This window comes from Acinetobacter sp. H1(2024), from assembly GCF_046557555.1.
Classification (GTDB): Bacteria; Pseudomonadota; Gammaproteobacteria; order Pseudomonadales; family Moraxellaceae; genus Acinetobacter; species Acinetobacter seifertii.
This window is the reverse complement of the sequence record NZ_JBKGFO010000003.1, coordinates 101,446-121,846: the sequence shown is the minus strand read 5'-3', so window position 1 is coordinate 121,846 and position 20,401 is coordinate 101,446. Positions and strand designations below refer to the sequence as shown.

General features: G+C 36.7%; 18 protein-coding genes. 13 read left to right on the top strand and 5 right to left on the bottom strand.

Translation table 11 applies throughout. The features are described 5' to 3' along the window. Nucleotides 1-178 precede the first annotated feature (178 nt). From ACLCEG_RS10100 to astE, 7 genes are all read left to right on the top strand, one after another. Nucleotides 179-1,612: an amino acid permease gene (locus tag ACLCEG_RS10100; RefSeq protein ID WP_019457831.1), complete on the top strand. Its 1,434-nt coding sequence runs from the start codon at nt 179-181 to the stop codon at nt 1,610-1,612. 1,022 nt (nt 1,613-2,634) lie between these two features. After that, nucleotides 2,635-3,909, top strand: coding sequence for a Glu/Leu/Phe/Val family dehydrogenase (locus tag ACLCEG_RS10095; protein ID WP_049063596.1), 1,275 nt, complete (start codon nt 2,635-2,637; stop codon nt 3,907-3,909). Between the two features lie 144 nt (nt 3,910-4,053). Beyond that, a complete protein-coding gene (locus ACLCEG_RS10090) occupies nt 4,054-5,268 on the top strand; it encodes an aspartate aminotransferase family protein (protein WP_100193342.1) in 1,215 nt (404 codons plus the stop codon). An 18-nt stretch (nt 5,269-5,286) separates the two neighbouring features. Beyond that, entirely contained in the window at nt 5,287-6,318 is a 1,032-nt protein-coding gene (astA, locus tag ACLCEG_RS10085) for an arginine N-succinyltransferase (protein ID WP_004705286.1), read from the top strand. Next, nucleotides 6,318-7,787 (top strand): succinylglutamate-semialdehyde dehydrogenase, encoded by a 1,470-nt coding sequence (gene astD / locus ACLCEG_RS10080; protein WP_410567375.1) that lies wholly within the window; start codon nt 6,318-6,320, stop codon nt 7,785-7,787. The genes astA and astD overlap by 1 nt, the downstream gene beginning before the upstream one ends. 18 nt (nt 7,788-7,805) lie before the next feature. Continuing rightward, nucleotides 7,806-9,149, top strand: a complete 1,344-nt coding sequence (gene astB / locus ACLCEG_RS10075; protein WP_410567373.1) for an N-succinylarginine dihydrolase — start codon at nt 7,806-7,808, stop codon at nt 9,147-9,149. Nucleotides 9,150-9,161: 12 nt separating this feature from the next. Further along, nucleotides 9,162-10,136, top strand: coding sequence for a succinylglutamate desuccinylase (astE, locus tag ACLCEG_RS10070; RefSeq protein WP_410567371.1), 975 nt, complete (start codon nt 9,162-9,164; stop codon nt 10,134-10,136). A gap of 62 nt (nt 10,137-10,198) precedes the next feature. Here astE and ACLCEG_RS10065 read toward each other — a convergent pair whose 3' ends face one another. Then, nucleotides 10,199-10,933 (bottom strand): hypothetical protein, encoded by a 735-nt coding sequence (locus ACLCEG_RS10065; protein WP_151740716.1) that lies wholly within the window; start codon nt 10,931-10,933, stop codon nt 10,199-10,201. Nucleotides 10,934-11,513: 580 nt separating this feature from the next. On the opposite strand from ACLCEG_RS10065, the gene ACLCEG_RS10060 reads away from it, so the two are divergent. Then, entirely contained in the window at nt 11,514-11,822 is a 309-nt protein-coding gene (locus ACLCEG_RS10060) for a hypothetical protein (protein WP_134262741.1), read from the top strand. 74 nt (nt 11,823-11,896) lie between these two features. After that, the gene (locus tag ACLCEG_RS10055; RefSeq protein ID WP_019457823.1) at nt 11,897-13,252 is read left to right on the top strand and encodes a S8 family peptidase; all 1,356 of its coding nucleotides are present in this window, start codon (nt 11,897-11,899) and stop codon (nt 13,250-13,252) included. Nucleotides 13,253-13,350: 98 nt separating this feature from the next. Here ACLCEG_RS10055 and ACLCEG_RS10050 read toward each other — a convergent pair whose 3' ends face one another. Both ACLCEG_RS10050 and ACLCEG_RS10045 read right to left on the bottom strand, forming a co-directional pair. Further along, nucleotides 13,351-13,782: a hypothetical protein gene (locus ACLCEG_RS10050; protein WP_077168950.1), complete on the bottom strand. Its 432-nt coding sequence runs from the start codon at nt 13,780-13,782 to the stop codon at nt 13,351-13,353. Between the two features lie 95 nt (nt 13,783-13,877). Further along, nucleotides 13,878-14,297 carry a hypothetical protein gene (locus tag ACLCEG_RS10045; protein ID WP_004705301.1) on the bottom strand — a complete coding sequence of 140 codons (420 nt, stop codon included), beginning with the start codon at nt 14,295-14,297 and terminating at the stop codon, nt 13,878-13,880. Nucleotides 14,298-14,467: 170 nt separating this feature from the next. On the opposite strand from ACLCEG_RS10045, the gene ACLCEG_RS10040 reads away from it, so the two are divergent. Beyond that, nucleotides 14,468-15,364 carry a LysR substrate-binding domain-containing protein gene (locus tag ACLCEG_RS10040; RefSeq protein WP_410567369.1) on the top strand — a complete coding sequence of 299 codons (897 nt, stop codon included), beginning with the start codon at nt 14,468-14,470 and terminating at the stop codon, nt 15,362-15,364. A gap of 37 nt (nt 15,365-15,401) precedes the next feature. Here the strand turns inward: ACLCEG_RS10040 and ACLCEG_RS10035 are convergent, their stop codons facing one another. Then, nucleotides 15,402-16,112, bottom strand: a complete 711-nt coding sequence (locus ACLCEG_RS10035) for an aspartate/glutamate racemase family protein (protein WP_410567367.1) — start codon at nt 16,110-16,112, stop codon at nt 15,402-15,404. A gap of 235 nt (nt 16,113-16,347) precedes the next feature. Continuing rightward, nucleotides 16,348-17,214, bottom strand: coding sequence for a LysR family transcriptional regulator (locus ACLCEG_RS10030; RefSeq protein ID WP_410567365.1), 867 nt, complete (start codon nt 17,212-17,214; stop codon nt 16,348-16,350). 108 nt (nt 17,215-17,322) lie between these two features. Here ACLCEG_RS10030 and ACLCEG_RS10025 point away from each other — a divergent pair, with 108 nt between their 5' ends. From ACLCEG_RS10025 to ACLCEG_RS10015, 3 genes are all read left to right on the top strand, one after another. Then, nucleotides 17,323-18,225: a DMT family transporter gene (locus ACLCEG_RS10025; RefSeq protein ID WP_410567363.1), complete on the top strand. Its 903-nt coding sequence runs from the start codon at nt 17,323-17,325 to the stop codon at nt 18,223-18,225. A 105-nt stretch (nt 18,226-18,330) separates the two neighbouring features. After that, a complete protein-coding gene (locus tag ACLCEG_RS10020) occupies nt 18,331-18,615 on the top strand; it encodes a YciI family protein (protein WP_410567361.1) in 285 nt (94 codons plus the stop codon). A 175-nt stretch (nt 18,616-18,790) separates the two neighbouring features. Further along, nucleotides 18,791-20,149 carry a hypothetical protein gene (locus tag ACLCEG_RS10015; protein WP_325778354.1) on the top strand — a complete coding sequence of 453 codons (1,359 nt, stop codon included), beginning with the start codon at nt 18,791-18,793 and terminating at the stop codon, nt 20,147-20,149. The last annotated feature ends 252 nt before the right edge of the window (nt 20,150-20,401 follow it).

The window sequence follows — 20,401 nt, the reverse complement described above, 5'->3', positions numbered from 1 at the left end:
ATGGGGTTAATTAAAATACAATCTTTGCTTTTGTATTTTTTAATATATTGTTTTTTATATCTATTTTATTTTTAATAATAATGGTTGCTTAAAATATCTTCACTATTCAAAGATAATTGCATATTTATTTTTTTCTCCTAAAATGATTTTTTACTAAATTGTCGTTACAGTTTTTTATATGCAATCATTAAATTATCGGAATAATGATGCATCGCAACATGGAAGTTCTGCACCTTTGAAACGAGCAATGAGTACTCGGCATTTGGTGATGATCTCCCTTGGCGGTGCCATAGGTACAGGTCTTTTTTTAGGGTCTGGCGACGTAATTGCTCAAGCAGGCCCAATTGGTGCAATTATCTCTTATTTCTTGGGCGGTTTGATTGCCTACACTGTTATGCTCTGTCTTGGTGAGCTAGCAGTTCATGTGCCTGAGTCAGGTTCTTTTGGTGAATATGCACGGCGTTATATTGGCCCGGGCACAGGTTATATGATTACCTGGTTATATTGGCTAACTTGGACTGCCACTTTAGGAACTGAATTTACTGCCGCAGCTTTACTGGTTAAGGAATGGTTTCCTACCACTTCTGTTTGGGCATGGACTTTGTTTTTTGGTGGACTCGTCTTTTTCCTTAATATTAGTTCAACGCGTTTATTTGCTGAATCTGAGTTTTGGCTTGCTCTTATTAAAGTTATAACAATTATTGTCTTTATTACTTTGGGTTTATTGGCAATTTTTGGTTTTATTCCTTATCACGGGCATGAAACAGCGCCATTGTTTAGTAATTTGACTGCTCAAGGTTGGTTTCCGCACGGGTTATTTCCAATTTTCACAACCATGCTGATAGTAAACTTTGCTTTCTCTGGAACTGAGCTTATTGGTGTGGCTGCGGGTGAAGCAGAAGATCCAGCGAAGACTGTTCCTAAAGCAATTAATGCAGCAATTTGGCGCTTACTTATATTTTTTGTAGGGACAATTGTTGTTATTTGCTCTTTGCTTCCATTTCATCTTGCAGGTCTTAATGCAAATGATGTGAGCAGTAGTCCATTTGTGACAGTATTTAATTACATTGGTATTCCGTATGCAGAAGATATTATCCGTTTCGTAATTATTACGGCTCTACTTTCTGCAGCTAACTCTGGTTTGTTTGCTGCTTCACGTATGATGTGGTCGCTTTCAGCAAAAAATCAATTACCTAAAATTTTCGCTAAACTCACACCATCTGGAACACCTATTGTTGCCATTATTGTGACCATGTTTGGTGCTATTCCCGGATTGCTTTCAGAACAGTTTGCGCCAGAAACAATTTTCAAAAATTTACTAGGTGTTGCTGCTTTTACAATGGTGGTGGTGTGGATCGCAATTTGCGTTTCACAATTTAACTTCCGTAGACAATGGTATAAGGCAGGCAAAACAGCAAAAGATTTACGTTTCGCTGCGCCACTTTTTCCGCTTACTCCAATTGTAGGTGGTCTATTTTGTATTGTTACCTGTGTGAGTATGGTATTTGATCCATCAATGCAAGCTGGTTTCGTTTGTTGTTTAATTTTTATCGTCTTATGCTATCTCAGTTATTTTATCTTTTATCGTAAGAAAGAGATTGCTCAGAACTAAGCTTGGTTAAGTTGAAAAAGGTTCCTCAAGGGACCTTTTTTTATGTCTAAAAATTGAGCTTGGCCCTGATGTTTTATGTATTTTCTTTAAAAATGTTTTTTTTATTTTAATAAAAAAATCAAATAATGATTCATAAATTAACCATTTGTCGGAATGTTATTAATAGCTAATTATTATAAGTTTTTGAATAAGTATATGTTTAACATGGTTATTTAATATTAAAGAAATTTTTATATTTCATTTTTTGTTTTAAATTAAATCAAACTAAAAAAATATTATGAAATTTTCTGCAAGTTTTGAGTGTTTTTTGAAATTTTTGGTTAATTAAGTTATTGTTATTAAATGGTAATTTTTTGATCATTTTTAATTTTAATATTTTTTTAATTTCCATAAAATAAAATGATCATGGTCAAAGGTGTTTTTTAGATTGGTTACTTTTTTATTATAAAAAAGATGAGAAATTGATTATTTTTTCTCTGCTTGTTTATTTTAAAATGTTCTAAATTACCTTGCTCTGTGCTATATTTACTTAAAGATTTTATGTCTATATGAAAGCATCAATTATCTGCTTGAGTACCGATATAAAGCTTGCAGTATTAATGAACAATTTTTATTTAAAAAGACTAATGGAGGGATCTATCGATTAGTCAAAAATAATTTTATGGACTTATGGTTTTTCGGTTTATGAACCCGAGTTCTTTTTAACTCCCAAACGGTTGTATCACCTCTTTTGTACTTATTTCCAATCGGCTTGTTTGAGTTGGTTGCGGTGGACTTTTGCTTTTATAAAAACGTTTTATAAACAGCAGATGAGGCAAAAGAAAGATTGTAAAAGATATCGATATATAAAAGTAAATCGTACTTTTGATATCACAAGATGGAATTTAAAGGGTCTAAAGCTTTAAAAGGGCTGAAGATTTTATAAATAAATCAAAACATTGTTATTGCAAGGTTTTGGTTGCTGAATAATAAAGACTGCGGATTTATCACATCTGAGTCTGTATAGGTAGATAGGAAAAAAGATGTCAGATCTTTCATACGTAAACGAACATAGCGATGCATGGCAAACTTACTTGGCACAAATTGACCGTGTTGCTCCGTACTTAGACCACTTAGCTGAGTTTATCGATACATTAAAACGTCCAAAGCGTGCGCTTATTGTTGACGTGCCAATCGTAATGGATGACGGTTCTATTCAGCACTTTGAAGGCTACCGTGTACAACACAACTTGTCTCGTGGTCCTGGTAAAGGTGGTGTACGTTACCATCCAAACGTTGATTTAAATGAAGTTATGGCGTTATCTGCATGGATGACAATTAAAACTGCTGTATTGAACTTGCCATTTGGCGGTGCAAAAGGTGGTATCCGTGTTGACCCACGTAAACTTTCAAATCGTGAATTAGAACGTTTAACTCGCCGTTATACGACTGAAATCGGTCACATTATCGGGCCTCAAAAAGATATCCCGGCTCCAGACGTTGGTACAAATGCCAATATCATGGGTTGGATGATGGATACTTACTCTACAAGCCAAGGTTATACAGTAACTGGTGTTGTAACTGGTAAGCCAGTTCACTTAGGTGGTTCTTTAGGTCGTGTTAAAGCGACTGGTCGCGGTGTATTCGTTACAGGTCGCGAAGTAGCTGCAAAAATCAATTTACCAATTGAAGGCGCGAAAATCGCTGTTCAAGGTTTTGGTAACGTAGGTAGTGAAGCTGCTTTCTTGTTTGTTGAATCAAAAGCAAAAATCACTCACGTTCAAGATCACACTGGCACAATTTTCAATGCTGACGGTATTGATCTTGTTGCATTACGTGAACACGTAAATGCAAACCAAGGTGGTATTGGTGGTTTCGCTGGCGCGCAAGCAATTGCTGATGAAGATTTCTGGACTGCAGATGTAGACATCATTATTCCTGCTGCGTTAGAAGGTCAAATCACAGTTGAACGTGCTGAAAAACTTAAAGCTAAGTTGATTTTAGAAGGTGCGAACGGCCCGACTTATCCTAAAGCTGAAGATATTTTAGTTGAGCGTGGCATTGTTGTGGTTCCTGACGTGGTATGTAACGCCGGCGGTGTAACTGTAAGTTACTTCGAATGGGTTCAAGACATGGCGAGCTACTTCTGGACCGAAGAAGAAATCAACGAGCGTTTAGACAAGTTGATGGTTCAAGCTATGCATGACGTTTGGAATACAGCAAACAGCAATGCTTGTACTTTACGTACAGCAGCTTACATCTTGGCATGTGAGCGTATCTTAAAAGCTCGTAAAGAACGCGGTATTTTCCCAGGCTAATCTGAGAAAATTACCTTTTAGAAAAAGTGGGCTGAGTAAATATAAAGGATGTTATAGAGTTATTTTCTCGGTCCCTTTTTCTAAATAAATTAAATAAAAGACAGTAAGACAGATTAAATAAATTAAATAGATACTGAGGTAAGCATGGAACAGCCAATTTCTGTAACTCGAAGCAACTTTAATGACTGGATGGTTCCAGTTTTTGCACCGGCAAATTTCATTCCGGTACGTGGTGAAGGTTCACGTATTTGGGATCAAGAAAATAAAGAATATATCGATTTTGCAGGCGGGATTGCAGTAAACGCATTAGGTCATGCGCATCCAGTGGCAGTAAATGCATTAACAGAACAAGCAACAAAACTTTGGCATGTCGGTAATGGTTATACCAATGAACCAGTTCTACGCCTTGCTAAACAACTCACTGAAAATACATTTGCAGACAAAGTATTCTTCTGTAACTCAGGTGCAGAAGCGAATGAAGCAGCATTAAAGCTTGCTCGTAAAGTTGGACTCGACAGCGGTGTTGCAGGCAAAAGTGGCATTGTGGCATTTAACAATGCGTTCCACGGTCGTACCTTATTTACCGTTTCTGCAGGTGGTCAGCCAAAATATTCACAAGATTTCGCACCACTTCCAAATGGTATCAACCATGTTGCCTTTAATGATTTAGAAGCTGCAAAAGCAGCCATTAACGAACAAACATGTGCAGTCATTGTTGAGCCGATCCAGGGTGAAGGTGGCGTTATTCCTGCTGACATCGAATTTTTAAAAGGTTTACGTGCACTGTGTGATGAGTTCGGTGCCTTACTTATTTTTGATGAAGTACAAACTGGTGTAGGCCGTACAGGTTCACTTTATGCTTACATGAACTCAGGTGTTACTCCGGATATTCTTACCACTGCAAAAGCATTAGGCGGTGGTTTCCCTGTGGGTGCAATGTTAACAACTGATAAATTTGCTCCGCATTTTTCAGTGGGTACACATGGTACAACTTATGGTGGTAACCCGTTGGCAAGTGCAGTTGCTGGCGCAGTATTTGAGTTTATTAATACACCAGAAGTGCTTGATGGTGTAAAACACCGTCATCAATATTTCCTTGATGCATTAAATACTTTAAATGCTGAATATCAAGTTTTTGATGAAATTCGTGGTCAAGGATTATTGATTGGTTGCGTATTAAAAGCTGAATATGCTGGTAAAGCAAAAGACATTACGACTTGGGCAGGCGAAGAAGGATTACTTGCTTTAATTGCTGGACCAAACGTGGTTCGTTTTACTCCATCTCTCATTATTCCTGAACAAGATATTGATGAAGGGATTGCTCGTTTAAAAAGAGCTTTGGCAAAGTTGGCTAAATAAAAAAAAGGAAAGCTAGCCATGATGATCGTCCGTCATGCCGAGTTTCGAGACCTTGAAGATATTTATAAATTAGCAGGTAAGTCAGGTGTTGGCCTGACTTCCTTGCCACAAAATATGGATACGCTTTCGGCTCGAATTTCACGTACTCGCAATACTTTAAATGGTAATGTCCATAAGAGCGAACAAGGTTATTTGTTTGTTCTTGAAGATACAGAAGCTCAACGTGTTATTGGGGTAAGTGCAATTGAGGTTGCTGTAGGTTTAATTGAGCCTTGGTACAACTTTCACGTGGGTACTCAAGTTCACGCTTCAAAAGCATTAAATGTCTACAAATCATTACCGACATTATTTTTAAGTAATGACAGAACGGGAAGCAGTGAGCTCTGTACATTATTTTTAGATCCAGAACGTCGTGAGAATCAAAACGGTAAATTTTTATCAAAAATCCGTTTTATGTTTATTGCTGCTTTTAAGCAATATTTCGAGAAAAAACTCATTGCTGAAATGCGTGGTTTCTCTGATGAAAATGGATGTTCGCCTTTCTGGGATGCGATTGGACACCATTTCTTCAATATGGATTTCTCCACAGCAGATTATTTAAGTGGAATTGGTCAAAAAGTTTTTATTGCGGAACTTATGCCACGTTTTCCAGTTTATGTAGACCTCTTGCCAAAAGACGCGCAAGAAGTAATTGGAAAAATGCATCCACATACTCTGCCTGCTTATCATGTGCTTGAGTCGGAAGGTTTACGTTATCAAGGATATGTCGATATTTTTGATGCAGGCCCAACGATTGAAGCCAATATTGATGAGTTGCGCGCAGTAAAAGAAAGCCAATTTTTAACTGTCAAAATTACAAATGACGCAACGGTAGGTAAAACACAATACCTTGTTGCCAATGATAATTATCACGACTATCGAGCCATGTTAATGAAGCTTGATCTCGTAGATAGCACTCTAAATTTAACCCATGAACAAGCTGAGAAACTCGGTGTACAAGAAGGCCACGCTGTTCGTGTGTTATCACTAAATCCTATGGAAGTATCCTGATGTCAAACTCTTTATTTATAAACGGTGTCTGGTTACAAGGCAGCGGTACAACATTTGTAAAAACAAATCCGGTTGATAACCAAACTGTATGGTCAGGTGGTGAAGCTACGGCCGTTGATGTTGAGAAAGCTTGTCAAGCTGCACGTACAGCATTTCCTGCATGGGCACGTTTACCTCTTGCTGAGCGCGTAGCGATTGTAGAAAAGTTTGCAAAGCTGCTTGAAGAAAATAAAAAACATTTAGCAGAAGTCATTAGCCAAGAAACTAGCAAACCTTTTTGGGAAACCTTAACTGAAGTTCAATCTATGATTGGCAAAGTTGCGATTTCGATTCGTGCTTATCACCAGCGGACTGGTGAAAGCTCAACTGAAATGGCAGATGGTGTGGCATCTTTACGTCACCGTCCACATGGTGTACTTGCAGTTTTTGGTCCATATAACTTCCCGGGCCATTTACCAAACGGACATATTGTTCCTGCATTACTTGCGGGCAACACAGTTGTATTTAAACCAAGTGAATTAACACCTTGGACTGCTGAAGAAACTGTAAAACTTTGGCAACAAGCTGGTTTGCCAAATGGCGTGATGAACTTGGTACAAGGTGGTCGTACTACTGGTGAAGCGCTGGCTGCTTCACATGAAATCGATGGTCTACTGTTTACCGGAAGTGCAAACACTGGTTATCACTTGCATAAGCAAATGGCAGGTGCGCCTGAGAAAATTCTTGCACTTGAAATGGGTGGCAATAATGCATTGATTATTGATGAAATTGTTGATGTCGATGCTGTAGTTAATCTGGCTATTCAATCTGCATTTGTTTCGGCAGGTCAGCGTTGTACATGTGCGCGCCGCATCTTGGTAAAAAATGGTGCTGAAGGTGATGCATTTATTCAACGTTTTGTTGAGGTTGCTAAGAACTTGAAAGTGGGTCGCTGGAACGATGAACAACAGCCATTTATGGGTGGTGTAATTTCATCAGTTGCTGCAACAAACATGATGAATGCTCAGCAAAAGTTACTTGAACTGGGTGCAAAAAGTTTATTAGCAATGACTCGTCCACAAGAAGACAGTTCGCTACTGACCCCGGGCATTGTTGATGTAACAGGTGTTGCGGGTATTCCAGATGAAGAATATTTTGGCCCGCTTACGACCATTCAACGTTATGACAGCTTTGATGAAGCATTGAAAATTGCTAATGCAACACGTTTCGGCTTGTCAGTTGGTTTGGTTTCTCCAAAACGTGAACTGTTTGATGACTTACTCATTGAAGCACGTGCCGGTATTGTGAACTGGAATAAGCCATTAACAGGTGCTTCAAGTGCCGCACCATTTGGTGGTGTTGGAGCTTCAGGCAACCACCGTGCAAGTGCATTTTATGCTGCTGACTACTGCGCTTGGCCAATGGCTTCACTTGAAAGTGAAAGTTTAAGTTTGCCAGAAAAATTATCTCCAGGGATTGTGTTGCCTTAAACACTAGGGAAAGAAAAAATGAAAGGATATGAAGTAAATTTCGATGGTTTAGTGGGACCAACACATCACTATGCGGGTTTGTCTTTTGGTAATGAAGCATCAACCAAAAACCGCAATAATACCTCGAACCCAAAATTAGCGGCGAAACAAGGCTTATTAAAAATGAAAGCCTTGGCTGATATGGGAATGAAACAAGGTGTACTTGCTCCGCATGAACGTCCACATGTTCCAATGTTACGCCGTTTAGGTTTTACAGGAGATGACATTAGTGTTGTTGCTCAAGCAATGCGTCATTCACCTGAACTGTTATCATCTTTAAGCTCAGCTTCTCCAATGTGGACTGCAAATGCTGCGACAGTTTCACCTTCGGCTGATAGCCAAGATGAGCGCGTGCATTTTACTGCGGCTAACCTGAACAATAAATTTCACCGTTCAATTGAGGCTGAAACTACAAGCCAAGTTTTACAAGCCATCTTTAAAAATGAACGTCACTTTGTACATCATGAAGCTTTACCACAAGTGGCTTTGTTCGGTGATGAAGGTGCGGCAAATCACAATCGTTTAGGTGGTGATTATGCTAAGCGCGGTGTTCAGGTTTTTGTTTATGGTCAACAACATTTAAATAATGGCTTACCGGGACCAAAGCGTTATCCAGCACGTCAGACGCGTGAAGCAAGTGAAGCAATTGCACGTTTGCACCGTTTAGATGATGCACATACGGTTTTTGTTCAGCAAAATCCGGATGTAATTGATCAGGGCGTTTTTCATAACGATGTGATCGCGGTAAGTAACCAACAGGTTTTATTCCACCATCAACATGCTTTCTTAAATCAAGATCAAGCTTTTGCTGAAATTCGTCAAAAAATGGCAAGCATTGGTGAAGATTTTATTTCGATTGAAGTGCCTGAAAACCGCGTTACTGTAGACGATGCTGTTGCTACTTATTTGTTTAATAGCCAGATTTTGACTCGTCCAGATGGTGGTATGACGATTGTTGTGCCAGAAGAATCTCGTCAAAATGCAGCAGTGTGGGGCTACTTGAACGATATGATTCAAATGAGCACACCAATTGATGCGATTCAGGTATATGACTTACGTGAAAGTATGCGTAATGGTGGTGGACCAGCATGTTTGCGTTTACGTGTGGCTTTGAACGAAACTGAATTAAATGCTGTAAATCCAAAAGTATTAATGAATGATCAATTGTTTGGAACGCTCAATCAATGGGTTGATAAACATTATCGTGATCGTTTAGCTCAAGAAGATTTAGCAGATCCGCACCTACTTATGGAAAGCCGTATGGCGCTTGATGAACTCACCAAAATTTTAGGTTTGGGTTCGGTTTATCCTTTCCAAAAATAATGAGGAGGTGACATGCAAGATTTTCTAGCATTAACCTTACAGGGCGAGCAGCCTACAACTCGCGAAGGAAAGCAAGAAAACTTTTCTTGGCGTTGGCTAGGTGAAGGACTTCTTGAGTGTACGCCACATGTACAGTACGACAAAGCTGTCGTACTGTCAGCTGGGGTACATGGTAATGAAACAGCACCAATTGAGTTGTTGTCTCAACTTTGCAACGATTTATTTGCAGGGCGTTTAAACCTTGCTGTGAGGTTGCTGCTTGTATTAGGTAATCCGTATGCAATGCGCCAAGGCAAGCGCTATGTATATGACGATGTAAACCGAATGTTTTGTGGTGGGTATAAAACTCTACCTGTAACAGAAGAGTCTAAGCGAGCTGCGGTTTTAGAGCAGGCAGTAGCCACTTTCTTTCAGGAAAGTGCGAGTAATGCTAAGCGCTATCACTATGATTTGCACACCGCAATTCGTGCTTCTTTGTTACCCACTTTTGCTTTATTGCCTTATCAAACACATGACTATGATGCTGATTTGACAGCGAGTCTTGAAGCTGCCGATTTAGATGCTCTGGTTTATCATCGTGCTGCGGGTAAAACATTTACACATTTTACCAGCGAGAGCTTTAAAGCTGCGAGTGCAACCTTAGAGTTAGGTAAAGCCTTGCCATTTGGACAAAATGACTTAAGTCAGTTTACTGCAATTGATGAAGTCATTCGTGATGTGGTTTCTGAACAAGTTTTACCGACGCGACATAAATCGAAAATTCGAGTGTTTCAGGTGTCTGATTCTTTAATTAAAAAAGATGAAGATTTTCAAATGAACTTATCGGCTGAGGCTCCAAACTTTTCGACATTTACGAAAGGTGAAATCATTACCATGCAACCTTCTGGGAATTATGTGGTTGAGCAAGATCAAGTCTGGATTTTATTTCCAAACCCAAATGTGAAAATTGGTTTGCGCGCTGGTTTGGTTTTAACTGAAACTCTTTAAATGTCTAATTTAAAGTAAATAAAAAAGGGCAATTGATTGCCCTTTTTTATTGCTAGCTTTAATTAGTTAGTACCGAAAAGACCTTTCATGAAAGATTTCTTTTCAGTTTTTTGGGTAGAGCCTTGAGCACCTGCATTTAAGTTTGCATTTGCACTAACTCCAACAGGGGCAACATTAACCCCAACGTTTACACCTGTTTGAGCATTAATCGCGTGCGCTGATTGAGCTGCATTTAATTTTGCTTGAGCATCAGCTTTGGTGTCAGCCACTATTTCTTTTTGCTCAGCTTGATTTTGAGCTACGCGAGCTTTAACTGCATCTACACGTGCTTGAGCATTAGCTTGTTTTTCAGCAGTAAACTCTTTTTGTTCAGCTTCATGTGCTGCTACTTTAGTTTTTACCGCATTTAAATGTGCTTTTGTATCAGCTTTCGCTTCAACGGTTAGATTTTTAGTACCGTTTGCAGCTTTAGTCGCTACATTTTTAGTACCTGTAGCAGCTTCGGTAGCAAAGTGTTTTGTACCATTTGCAGCTTTAGAAGAAAGTTCAGTCACTTTTCCAGTTGTTTTTTTAGTTGCTTTAACTGTAGTGTCAGCAGCAACATGACCAGCATGCTTTGCTGTGCTACCTACAGTATGTGCAGTACTTTTGACTGTGTTGGCTACGCCACTAACAAGACCACCCGGTTGTACATTTACTTGGGCAGAAGCGTCTGCATTAATGCCCCCACTTTGTGCAAAAATAGAAGCAGAGGCAAGAACACTTGCAGTCACGATAGCTGTTTTCATCATTTTCATTGCGATATCCTTCAAAGAATATACCTTTTTAGTGAGGTATTTCATAAACGCAATCGCATCATAGTCAAACCTTGCTTTGCTTAGGAATAGACTTCATCAAAACCTTACAACAGTATTACAGTCACTAAACACATGAGGGAGAAATTGTGGAGAAAAGAAAATATTAATAATAAAGTGAAATAGATATCGATATTTGACTGTTTAAAAAGCTAATAAAAAATAACTTCTCTCATTTTTTAGAAATACAAATATTTAAACTTATTCAACACGACCATTTTTTATATCTATAAAGAAGATTTTCTTTTCTTTTTTTAATCGAGATAACGGCATAGTTATTGCTTATTATGAGAATAAAGTGCTTTTTGGCACTTTTTTGAACCACATTCTGCCAGAAATATAAATGCACAGGGCAGAACAGTATTTTTGTTTATTCGGGAAAAAGAATTTTAGTGTTCCTCGGGCTTACATGTTTTATGAAATGAAATTTCACATGACATATATCCTAAGAAATAGCGCTTTATTTCGAATAATCAAAAATAAATAGAGATGTCTATAAACAAAAAAACAGAGATCTTAAATGATGAAAATTATTGCTTCCCTTGTCGTATTACTCGGCTTAGTCGCCGTTGTTCTCTATTTTAAGCCATCAAGCGGTGCATCAGATGTGATGAATTCTACTTTGCACAAGTCGAATCCATCGCAATCAGACACTTCATCTTTACATTCCCAACTTAAGGAGCCTGTTCAACCTAAAAATGTATCTTTAAATTCTACTCAACCTAAACCAGTATCCGCAGATACTGTTCCTTTATATGACACAAAAAGTGATCTTTCTATTCAACCGATTGATCCAGAAAAAGATCCTGCTAATGAAATTAAAACACTTTAAATAATCTAGTTTTCTTTATCCAAGAAATACTAGACGTTCAAATGTTCTTTACCAAAGAACTACGGAGAAAAATAATGCAAAGTAAAACGTTATTACTATTAGGTCTATCTACAATATTAAGTACAACAGCTTTCGCTCTTCCTTTGGATTCTAAGGGAGCCAAACAACAGCTAAATCAGGCAGCAAAACAAAAAGTGTTTCAGGGTAAAATCGATTTAGATGCCTTGGTCACCAATGAGTCTAATGACCTTATTGTTGAATATAATATTCCTACGGAAAGCGTGGCTACAGGTTTGGAACGGCGAAGTTATATTGCTTCAAATAAAAAGAACTTACAGTCAAGGTTTAATCGTGGTGTAGGGGTGCAAGTACTTCGGGACTACAATAATTTGCCCTTAGCTTTTTATCGAGTTAGTAATAGAGAGGCATTAGTTGATTTACTAAATGACCCAAACGTTAAGGCTGTATATCCAAACAGAATTAATCGGGCCACTACGATGGAAAGTCTGCCTTTAATTAATCAGCCTCAAGCTAATACCAAAGGCTTTAATGGTACTGGCTCTAGTGTGGCTGTATTGGATACTGGGGTAAATTATTTACATTCGGATTTTGGTTGTACGGCAGTTAATTCACCTTCAAGTACATGTCGTGTCGTTTATTCATTTGATAGCGCCCCAGATGATGGTGCACTGGATGATGATGGCCATGGGAGTAATGTCTCAGCGATTGTGTCTAAAGTGGCGAGTAAAACAAAAATTATAGGAATAGACGTTTTCCGAAAAGTTCGCGTGAATGGTCAATTGTTAAGCTCAGCCTATGATAGCGATATCATTGCCGGTATTAACTGGGCAGTAAATAATGCTAAAACCTACAATATTAAAGCGATCAATTTAAGCCTTGGTGTACCTGACGTTAAATACACATCTCAATGCAGTAATAGTAGTTATGCAACAGCATTTGCAAATGCGCGAGCTGCTGGCGTGGTCCCTGTAGTGGCATCTGGTAATGATGCGTTCCCTGATGGAATTTCGTCACCTGCTTGTGTTGCTGGAGCGGTAAGAGTTGGCGCAGTATATGATAGTAATATTGGTGGTGTATCGTGGGGTAAACCTGTGAAATGTACTGACTCAACTACAGCAGCAGACAAAGTAGCATGTTTTAGTAACGGCGGTAGTCTTGTGACTTTACTAGCTCCAGGGGCAATGATTACAGCAGGTGGCTACACTATGGGCGGTACTTCCCAAGCTACACCACATGTTGCTGGCGCAATTGCACTATTAAGAGCAAATAGTGTGACACCAACTGAAACTATCGATCAGACGATTAATCGTTTAAGAACTACGGGTAAACCTATTACTGACCCAAGAACAGGTTTGGTTTTCCCTCGTATTGATTTACTGGCTGCAACCAATGGTTTAACCATTAATTAAATAGCATATTTATAATTTTTTATTAGGTCCAAGAAATTTGAATGGCTATGGCCCGTTGCAGCAAACTGCCTCTGCAACGGGTTTTTTATGGAAAATCTTTAATTACATTTTGCTAAATTGGCTTTACTAAAATTGCTTTGGAGCTTTTTAAAATTATTTTGAATTGCTGGATCTTGAATATTAAAAGTGGTCGAGCTTTTTGTTGTCGAGTTGGTGGCTTGACTTAGTATGCCAGATGAGTCGGGATATTGTTCGGTAAATGATTGAGCTGAAATCAGGCCTTTATTATTAAAAATCCAGTGCTCAGTGACTTGGCCTCCACCTAAGTAACCCGTAAATTCGATCATGCAGGCCTGCTTATCATGTTTAATGAGCTTGGCTACATTTCCTGTGGTGGTTGGATAAGCTTCAATATTGGTATCTTGTTCTAAAACCTTTGATTGAGAATAAGAAGAAACAGATTTAGTAGTTGCACATGCAGATAGTGCGATACAGCATAGTGTTGAAAAGAGAAGTTTTTGACTATTCATAAGGCAGATTCCTAGCTCTTTGTAATGGGTAGTATTTCTTTTTAAACGTATACATTTTTATGAGCGCGAAGTAATCGCGCTTCTCAAACCTAATTTTAATTAGTCGTCGTACTAGATTTACTTAACTCACCTTGTTCGATCGGAATGTTTTCACCATTTCGGCTACTGGTGATATTTTGTTTAGCTTGTTCTATTTTCTCTTCAGTATATGCTTTTGCAGTATCTACTTTTTGCTGGGCAACTTCTGATTTTTCAGCTGTAAATTCTTTAGTGCTTTGCCATTTTTCACTAATTTTATTTGACGTATTTTCAGAAGCACCTTGAATAGAGTTCCCTAGGTTTTGTATGCCTTTTCCTGTTTTATATAACAACACACGACCTAAACTTGGATTATCACCATAAGGTTGAGCTTTAGACGTTGTCTCATTTGTAGGTTGAGGCTGTGTTGTTTCAGCAAAGAGCGTCGATGAAGCCAATATAGAGCTTGCAATACATAAAACTTTTAAGGTTTTCATTTGGTTCAAACTCCCCAATGACTGTCAAAATATCAAGTGCTGATCTTACTGTTAAAAATAAACCTTGTGCAGCAATGAGATAAAACCCATACGATTTGATTACGATAAATCATCATTTCAAATATACTTAAATAGCTTATCTAAATTCCTAGAATGATCTGGAGCTTCAGGTGATACAAAATATAGAATTAAAATGGTTATATGATCTGATCATTCTAGAAAAATACCGAAATTTTACAATCGCTTCTGATATTAGGAATATTTCACAGTCTTCTCTAAGTCGTCGTATTCAGGCCCTAGAAAGTAGTTTGGGATTCGAGGTTTTTGACCGAGAAACTTCGCCATTACAGCTCACAGAAAAGGGTAAGCTTTTTGTGCTGCACGCCAGAAATTTGCTAGATGATTTTGAGTTCAATATAGATCGAATTAAAGGTGACAATCATGTTAGAAGTAAAGTCACTATTGCATCTGCGCATTCTTTGGCAGGTTATATTTTTCCTAAAATTTTAGGAAATTTAAAAAACTACCAAGAAAAGATTTTTCATGTTGAAGCCATTAACGTAAATGAAACCGTAGATTCTCTTAAAAATGGTCAATGTGACTTTATCGCATCTTTTTATGATGATGATCTTATGAATCCACAATTCTTGTGTCATAAATTATTTTCAGCAAAGCTTTATTTAGTCACTGCACCTAATTATTTAGGTCGTCCCAAATATTCACTCGAAGATGCTTCAGTTCCGCTCATGAATTACACCGACGATAGTTACATGGGTAAAAAAGTAAATAAGTTTCTACAAGAGCATCATTCAGACAAATTTGAGACAAACTTTGTATCTTCAATGAGTTTATTGCTTAAGGACATGATCAAAGGTGGGTATGGAGTAGGGTGGTTACCCGATTACAGTATTGAGGAGGAGCTTGAAAAAAAACAACTTATGATTGTGCCTTTGAAAGATTCAGTCTTATCTGTAGATATTTACTTATATCGTAGTAGTGCGAGGCTCAATACAGCTTCTGAAAGTTTATGGAACTTTATGAAGGCAATTGATTGGACAATTGCCTAAACCATTTTATGCATAAGTTGCATTATCTTTCATTTAGCTATGCAACTTTTGCTATGGGGGAGTTTTGATACCACGCAATCGCATTTTTAATGAGTACGTCGGTTGTGTCTATGAATAGTTCAGGATAAGCCTCAATACTTTCTTCTAAAATGAGAGGTATTTCTGTACAAGCCAACAGGAATTTTATATTTCTCTTGTTAGTGTAAAAATTAATAACTTCCTTCATCATTTCTTTAGCTTGTTGAATATTTCCTGCTTTGTATTGGTAAATACTTTGCATTACTTTATTTTGCATTTCGGTAGAAGGAGTAGAGAAACCAATACTATTTTCAATAAACTGGCTTTGATAAAGCTCGGTGTTTATTGTGGCAGATGTAGCAAGAATACACACCTCATCAATTTGACTGTCTTGAATAAAATGAACCGCAGACTCAATGATACTGATCATTTTAGTTTGGGTGCGCTTTTGTAGTTGGTTAAACCAGAAATGAGCAGTATTACAAGGAATAATGATACAACCGACTTGTGCTGCTTCTAAGATTTTAAGATATTCAGCCATTTTTTCGAGTGGTTTATCATCATGATTTATAATGGATTGAGTTCTGTCAGGAATATCTGGGATAGAAACTGTAACGACAGGAATATGTTCTTGATCACAATGTGCTGGTGTATTTTTAATAATTTTATTCATAGCATCAATCGTAGCTTGTGGCCCCATACCACCTAAAATTCCAATTGCTTTATTCATGTTGAACGACTCAAAAAATTCTATATGTTTAGAATGAGCGTATTTTTATTAAGATCATTGCAAAAAGCGGATGGTTTATGCAGGTTTTATTTCTAAATTAAAAATTAATTTAATTTAAAGTATTTGTTTTATAAGTATAAAATTTAAATTTCTGAAATTTAGTTATGCTTTTCATGCATGACAATTTTATATAAAGCATAGATTTTTGCATGGATAGTTTATTTCAGGCAAAAAACTAAACGATAAATTCAGATTTAATCAATTCTAAAAACATATCTCTGGCTTTATGGTTGCTTACATTTTTGTGCCAGAAAAACTGGTTTTGCATAAAGGCAAGGTGTTCAAATTTATAGCCTCGAATATTGGTTAAGTTTTTATATTGCTCAAAAAGACTCTTTGGCACTAAAGACACACCAGAGCCTGCACTCACGCAACCAATAATCGTGGCATAACTGGTAATGCTCGTAATTGGAAGCGAAATATTTTTAAGCTTAAGCCATTCTTCAAGAGCCGCTCGGTAAGGGCAGCCTTCCGTCCACATAAAAATTTCCTTACCAATCAAGTCTTCTTGGCAGTGGATTTCACCGAAAGATTCTGGGGCAATTAAAATAATTTCTTCTTGATAAATACCGAGCTTATTTAACATTGGAAATTCAATATTACCCGCGACAATTGCACCATCGAGTTTATGCTGAGAAATATCAACTAATAGCTGTTTCCATGTGCCCGTAATAATTTGAATGGAAACCTCTGGATAGCGTTGGTGATATTTCGCAAGTAAGCTAGGCAGACGAGTTGTGGCAGACGATTCAATCGCTCCAATTTTGAGTGGGCCAGAAGGTGGTGCGTCAGGATGAACACTTCGTTTGGCTTCATCGCAGAGCGCTAAAATTTTATGGCAATAATTAAGAAAAATTTCACCAGAGGGAGTGAGGTTTAAACTTTTTCCTTCCCGATAAAACAGTGGTGCACCGAGTTCTTCTTCGAGTTGTTTAATCCGTGTCGTAATGTTGGATGGTACACAATGTAGTTGGATTGATGCCTTTGCCATTGTTCCGCATTCAACCACGGTTTGAAAGATTTTTAACTGAGTGATATCCATGTTTTATCATTCACTTTTAATGAATATATGACTCAATATAAGTTAATTTTATTCAACTATCCATGCGCATATGATGAAAGTGTTCAATTTCACTAGTGCAGATTTAACATGGCAATTTCTCTTGCTGCCGAAACTCAGCCTCCCGTATTTAAGCTCTATTTATGTATTGCTGTAACCGTTTTTTGTTGGGGCTACTCACCTATTGGCGTACATAGTGCTTTACATTCATATACCCCTCAGCACATTGCCTTGCTCCGTTTTTTGATTGCATCGGTTTTTTTACTGCTTTTGGTCATGAAAAAAGGCATACAGCCTCTAAAGTGGAAAGATGTTCCTGCGCTTGCTGTATTAGGATTTTTCTCTGTAACGTTGCATCATTTGTTGATCAATACAGGGCAGCAATATGTGACTGCGGTCGCCTCTAGTATTTTGAGTCAATCTATTCCGCTATTCACTTTTATTATTTCAGCTTTGCTTTTTAAAGAAAAAATCAGTTTTAAACAGTGGTTATGTATTTTACTTGGCCTTTGTGGCGCCGTGCTGGTGGTTAGTGGAGATCATGGTTTTGGTGTGCCGAGCCCTTACAGTTTGTTGATTGTTTTAGCTGCAATTGCATGGGGGCTGTACTTTAATTTATATAAGAAATTTGCCTTAAATTATGATGCTTTGAGCATGATGTGTTACATCATCTGGTTCGGGACCATTCCTTTACTATTTTATAGTGCCCATTTACCTAGTGAAATTCTACATGCTACTTGGCAAGCCAATATGTCAGTTGTCCTATTAGGTATTTTTCCAAGTGCGATGGCTTATGTACTTTGGGGATATGTACTTAAAAATATGCCGTTGACGATTGCATCAAATTTTTTGTATTGCTCTCCTATTGTCGCCATGAGTTTGGCCATTGTTTTCTTAAATGAAAAACCATCAATGATGGTGCTACTAGGTGGAGTGATTATTGTGGGGAGTTTGGTGTGGATGAATTGGGGGAATCGGCGTACTATCGAATAAGCTATAGATTATTAAACTATCTATAGATTATTAAACTATCTATAGATTATTAAACTATCTATAGATTAATGCTAAGTCATGCGCTATTTGCTTTAAGAGAATGAGATGATAATTGTTACCTTGACCTATAAAAAACCGTTAGCCGAAGTTGATGCAGTGCTAAAAGAACATATTGCATTTTTAGATCATTACTATGAGCAAAAGAAATTTCTGGCATCAGGTCGCCGCGAAAATAGAGTAGGTGGGGTAATTTTGGTTCTCAGCTCTTCTATTCAAGAAGCCGAGGAAATCATGAAAAATGATCCATTTTATATTCATGATGTGGCCAATTATGATTTTATGTGGTTTGAGCCATCGAAAAGTTTAGAAGAAATTAAAGCGTTTGTTTGATTAAGAAAAAAGGATTATCTAATGAAAAGCAATTCTATTATCTATTTAACGTATAGCTAAAGTTATTTTTTAATCCATTTCTAGAACTATATAAATATACTTTTTATACTTAATTTGACGTTGTAACATATATTTTATATTATTTTAAAATTGTTTATTAAAGAGTTTATGAAAGATGGGAGAGGCGAAGAGAAGAGGAACATTTCAAGAAAGAAAAGATCTGAGACAAAGTAAAATACTAAAAGAACTTACAGAGAATATGATAGATTTTTCAGATCAGAATATGTCTTATTTAAAATTGGGATATGAATTTTTAAGAGATAAATTGCATCCAAATGATTGGCTAAAAAGAAAACAAGCAATTATAGAATATTTAAAAGATAGACCTTTAGATTATAGTTCACCAAATGGAAAAATTAGATTTACTACAGATGAAACATCTTGGTATATTTTTCTCTGTGAGGAATTTTTTAGAAATCCTTTATTAACTAATCCTAGTCAGATAAGTAGAATTGCTCCTTGGATTATTAGTTTAGGAAAATCCGTTAGTGATTTAAAAAAAATAGAGGGTATTGAAAATAAACTTAAGGATTTAGTTAAGAAATATAAAGGAAATCCTGATGGAACTTTATTTGAGTTATTAGTTGCAGCTACATATTTAAAGCAAGGTTATAGTGTTGAGTTTTTGGAAGAAAATAATCTTAAAACACCTGATATGAGGGTATTTAAAGGTGATGAAAATTTTTATGTAGAGTGTAAAAAGTTGCAAAGACGTACAGATTATGCAGAAAAAGAAAGAAATTTATTTCTTAAGTCGTGGGATGAAAGTAAAAAAATATTATTAAAGAATTATCCAAATTATTGGTTCTTTTTAGAAATAAAAACTGAACTAGTGGATAATGAAGTAATTAATTTAATAGAGAAATTTGATAGATTGTCTGAGGAAGGTGATATTCTCTCATATGAAGATAGTGAAGTAGCTCTTATAGGCAAGAAGAGAGATTTATATAAAATTAATAATTATCTTCAGGCTAATTATGTAAAAATGGAGAGTTTTACTTTTTCTAAATTACTTGGTGAGGAGTATGTATATTCCAATGCTGATAGAACTCATATATTAATAATGCAGCCTAATATTCTTGAGCTTGCCTCTGCTCCTGTTTTGGGTCTGTTTGTTAATAAATTAGGTAAGTTTTTAGGTGTTACTAGGATTTTTACAAATGAAAATTCTCAAAATAAAAAATCTAAAGAAGTTTTGAAACAAGTGAAAGAAGCTTTAGATCAATTAGAAAATTATCAGAATAGAGTGGTGCATGTTTTATATGAAGCATTAGAAGATCCGGTTGTTGAATTAAAAAGATGGGGGAAAATTGAAGACAAAATGAAAGAATTAGAAAAAGAATTACCCGCGGACATTTCGATCAAGATACACAATCTCACTTACTATGAGGATGTTAATCAAATGTTTGATGTACAAGAGACAATAAAATCGTGGGGAAAAAGAGTTCCATTTTCACCTTTTATAATAAAGTAAAATACCTTCATAAGAGTAGATTGTTCTATTAATATTATCATTCTTAATAAAACTTTATAGGCTAATCAGTGTATTAATTGAGTTATTGGTATTTTTCTCAGTATGATGAATTATATACTTTGAATGGTATCTAAAAATAGTATTCAGCATTGCATCGAATTTATATATTTTTTGATTAATTATCAGTTTGATTTTATTAAATGAAAAAACTGTCAATAATTGTAATGCTCGATACGGAGGTATCATGATAAA

Coding starts and splice junctions, on each gene's coding strand:
- ACLCEG_RS10035 (WP_410567367.1), bottom strand. CDS start 16,112: ATGAATAAAGCAATTGGAATTTTAGGTGGTATGGGGCCACAAGCTACG.
- ACLCEG_RS10015 (WP_325778354.1), top strand. CDS start 18,791: ATGGGAGAGGCGAAGAGAAGAGGAACATTTCAAGAAAGAAAAGATCTG.
- ACLCEG_RS10060 (WP_134262741.1), top strand. CDS start 11,514: ATGAAAATTATTGCTTCCCTTGTCGTATTACTCGGCTTAGTCGCCGTT.
- astA (WP_004705286.1), top strand. CDS start 5,287: ATGATGATCGTCCGTCATGCCGAGTTTCGAGACCTTGAAGATATTTAT.
- ACLCEG_RS10045 (WP_004705301.1), bottom strand. CDS start 14,297: ATGAAAACCTTAAAAGTTTTATGTATTGCAAGCTCTATATTGGCTTCA.
- ACLCEG_RS10095 (WP_049063596.1), top strand. CDS start 2,635: ATGTCAGATCTTTCATACGTAAACGAACATAGCGATGCATGGCAAACT.
- ACLCEG_RS10100 (WP_019457831.1), top strand. CDS start 179: ATGCAATCATTAAATTATCGGAATAATGATGCATCGCAACATGGAAGT.
- ACLCEG_RS10025 (WP_410567363.1), top strand. CDS start 17,323: ATGGCAATTTCTCTTGCTGCCGAAACTCAGCCTCCCGTATTTAAGCTC.
- ACLCEG_RS10030 (WP_410567365.1), bottom strand. CDS start 17,214: ATGGATATCACTCAGTTAAAAATCTTTCAAACCGTGGTTGAATGCGGA.
- ACLCEG_RS10020 (WP_410567361.1), top strand. CDS start 18,331: ATGATAATTGTTACCTTGACCTATAAAAAACCGTTAGCCGAAGTTGAT.
- astB (WP_410567373.1), top strand. CDS start 7,806: ATGAAAGGATATGAAGTAAATTTCGATGGTTTAGTGGGACCAACACAT.
- astE (WP_410567371.1), top strand. CDS start 9,162: ATGCAAGATTTTCTAGCATTAACCTTACAGGGCGAGCAGCCTACAACT.
- astD (WP_410567375.1), top strand. CDS start 6,318: ATGTCAAACTCTTTATTTATAAACGGTGTCTGGTTACAAGGCAGCGGT.
- ACLCEG_RS10055 (WP_019457823.1), top strand. CDS start 11,897: ATGCAAAGTAAAACGTTATTACTATTAGGTCTATCTACAATATTAAGT.
- ACLCEG_RS10050 (WP_077168950.1), bottom strand. CDS start 13,782: ATGAATAGTCAAAAACTTCTCTTTTCAACACTATGCTGTATCGCACTA.
- ACLCEG_RS10065 (WP_151740716.1), bottom strand. CDS start 10,933: ATGAAAATGATGAAAACAGCTATCGTGACTGCAAGTGTTCTTGCCTCT.
- ACLCEG_RS10090 (WP_100193342.1), top strand. CDS start 4,054: ATGGAACAGCCAATTTCTGTAACTCGAAGCAACTTTAATGACTGGATG.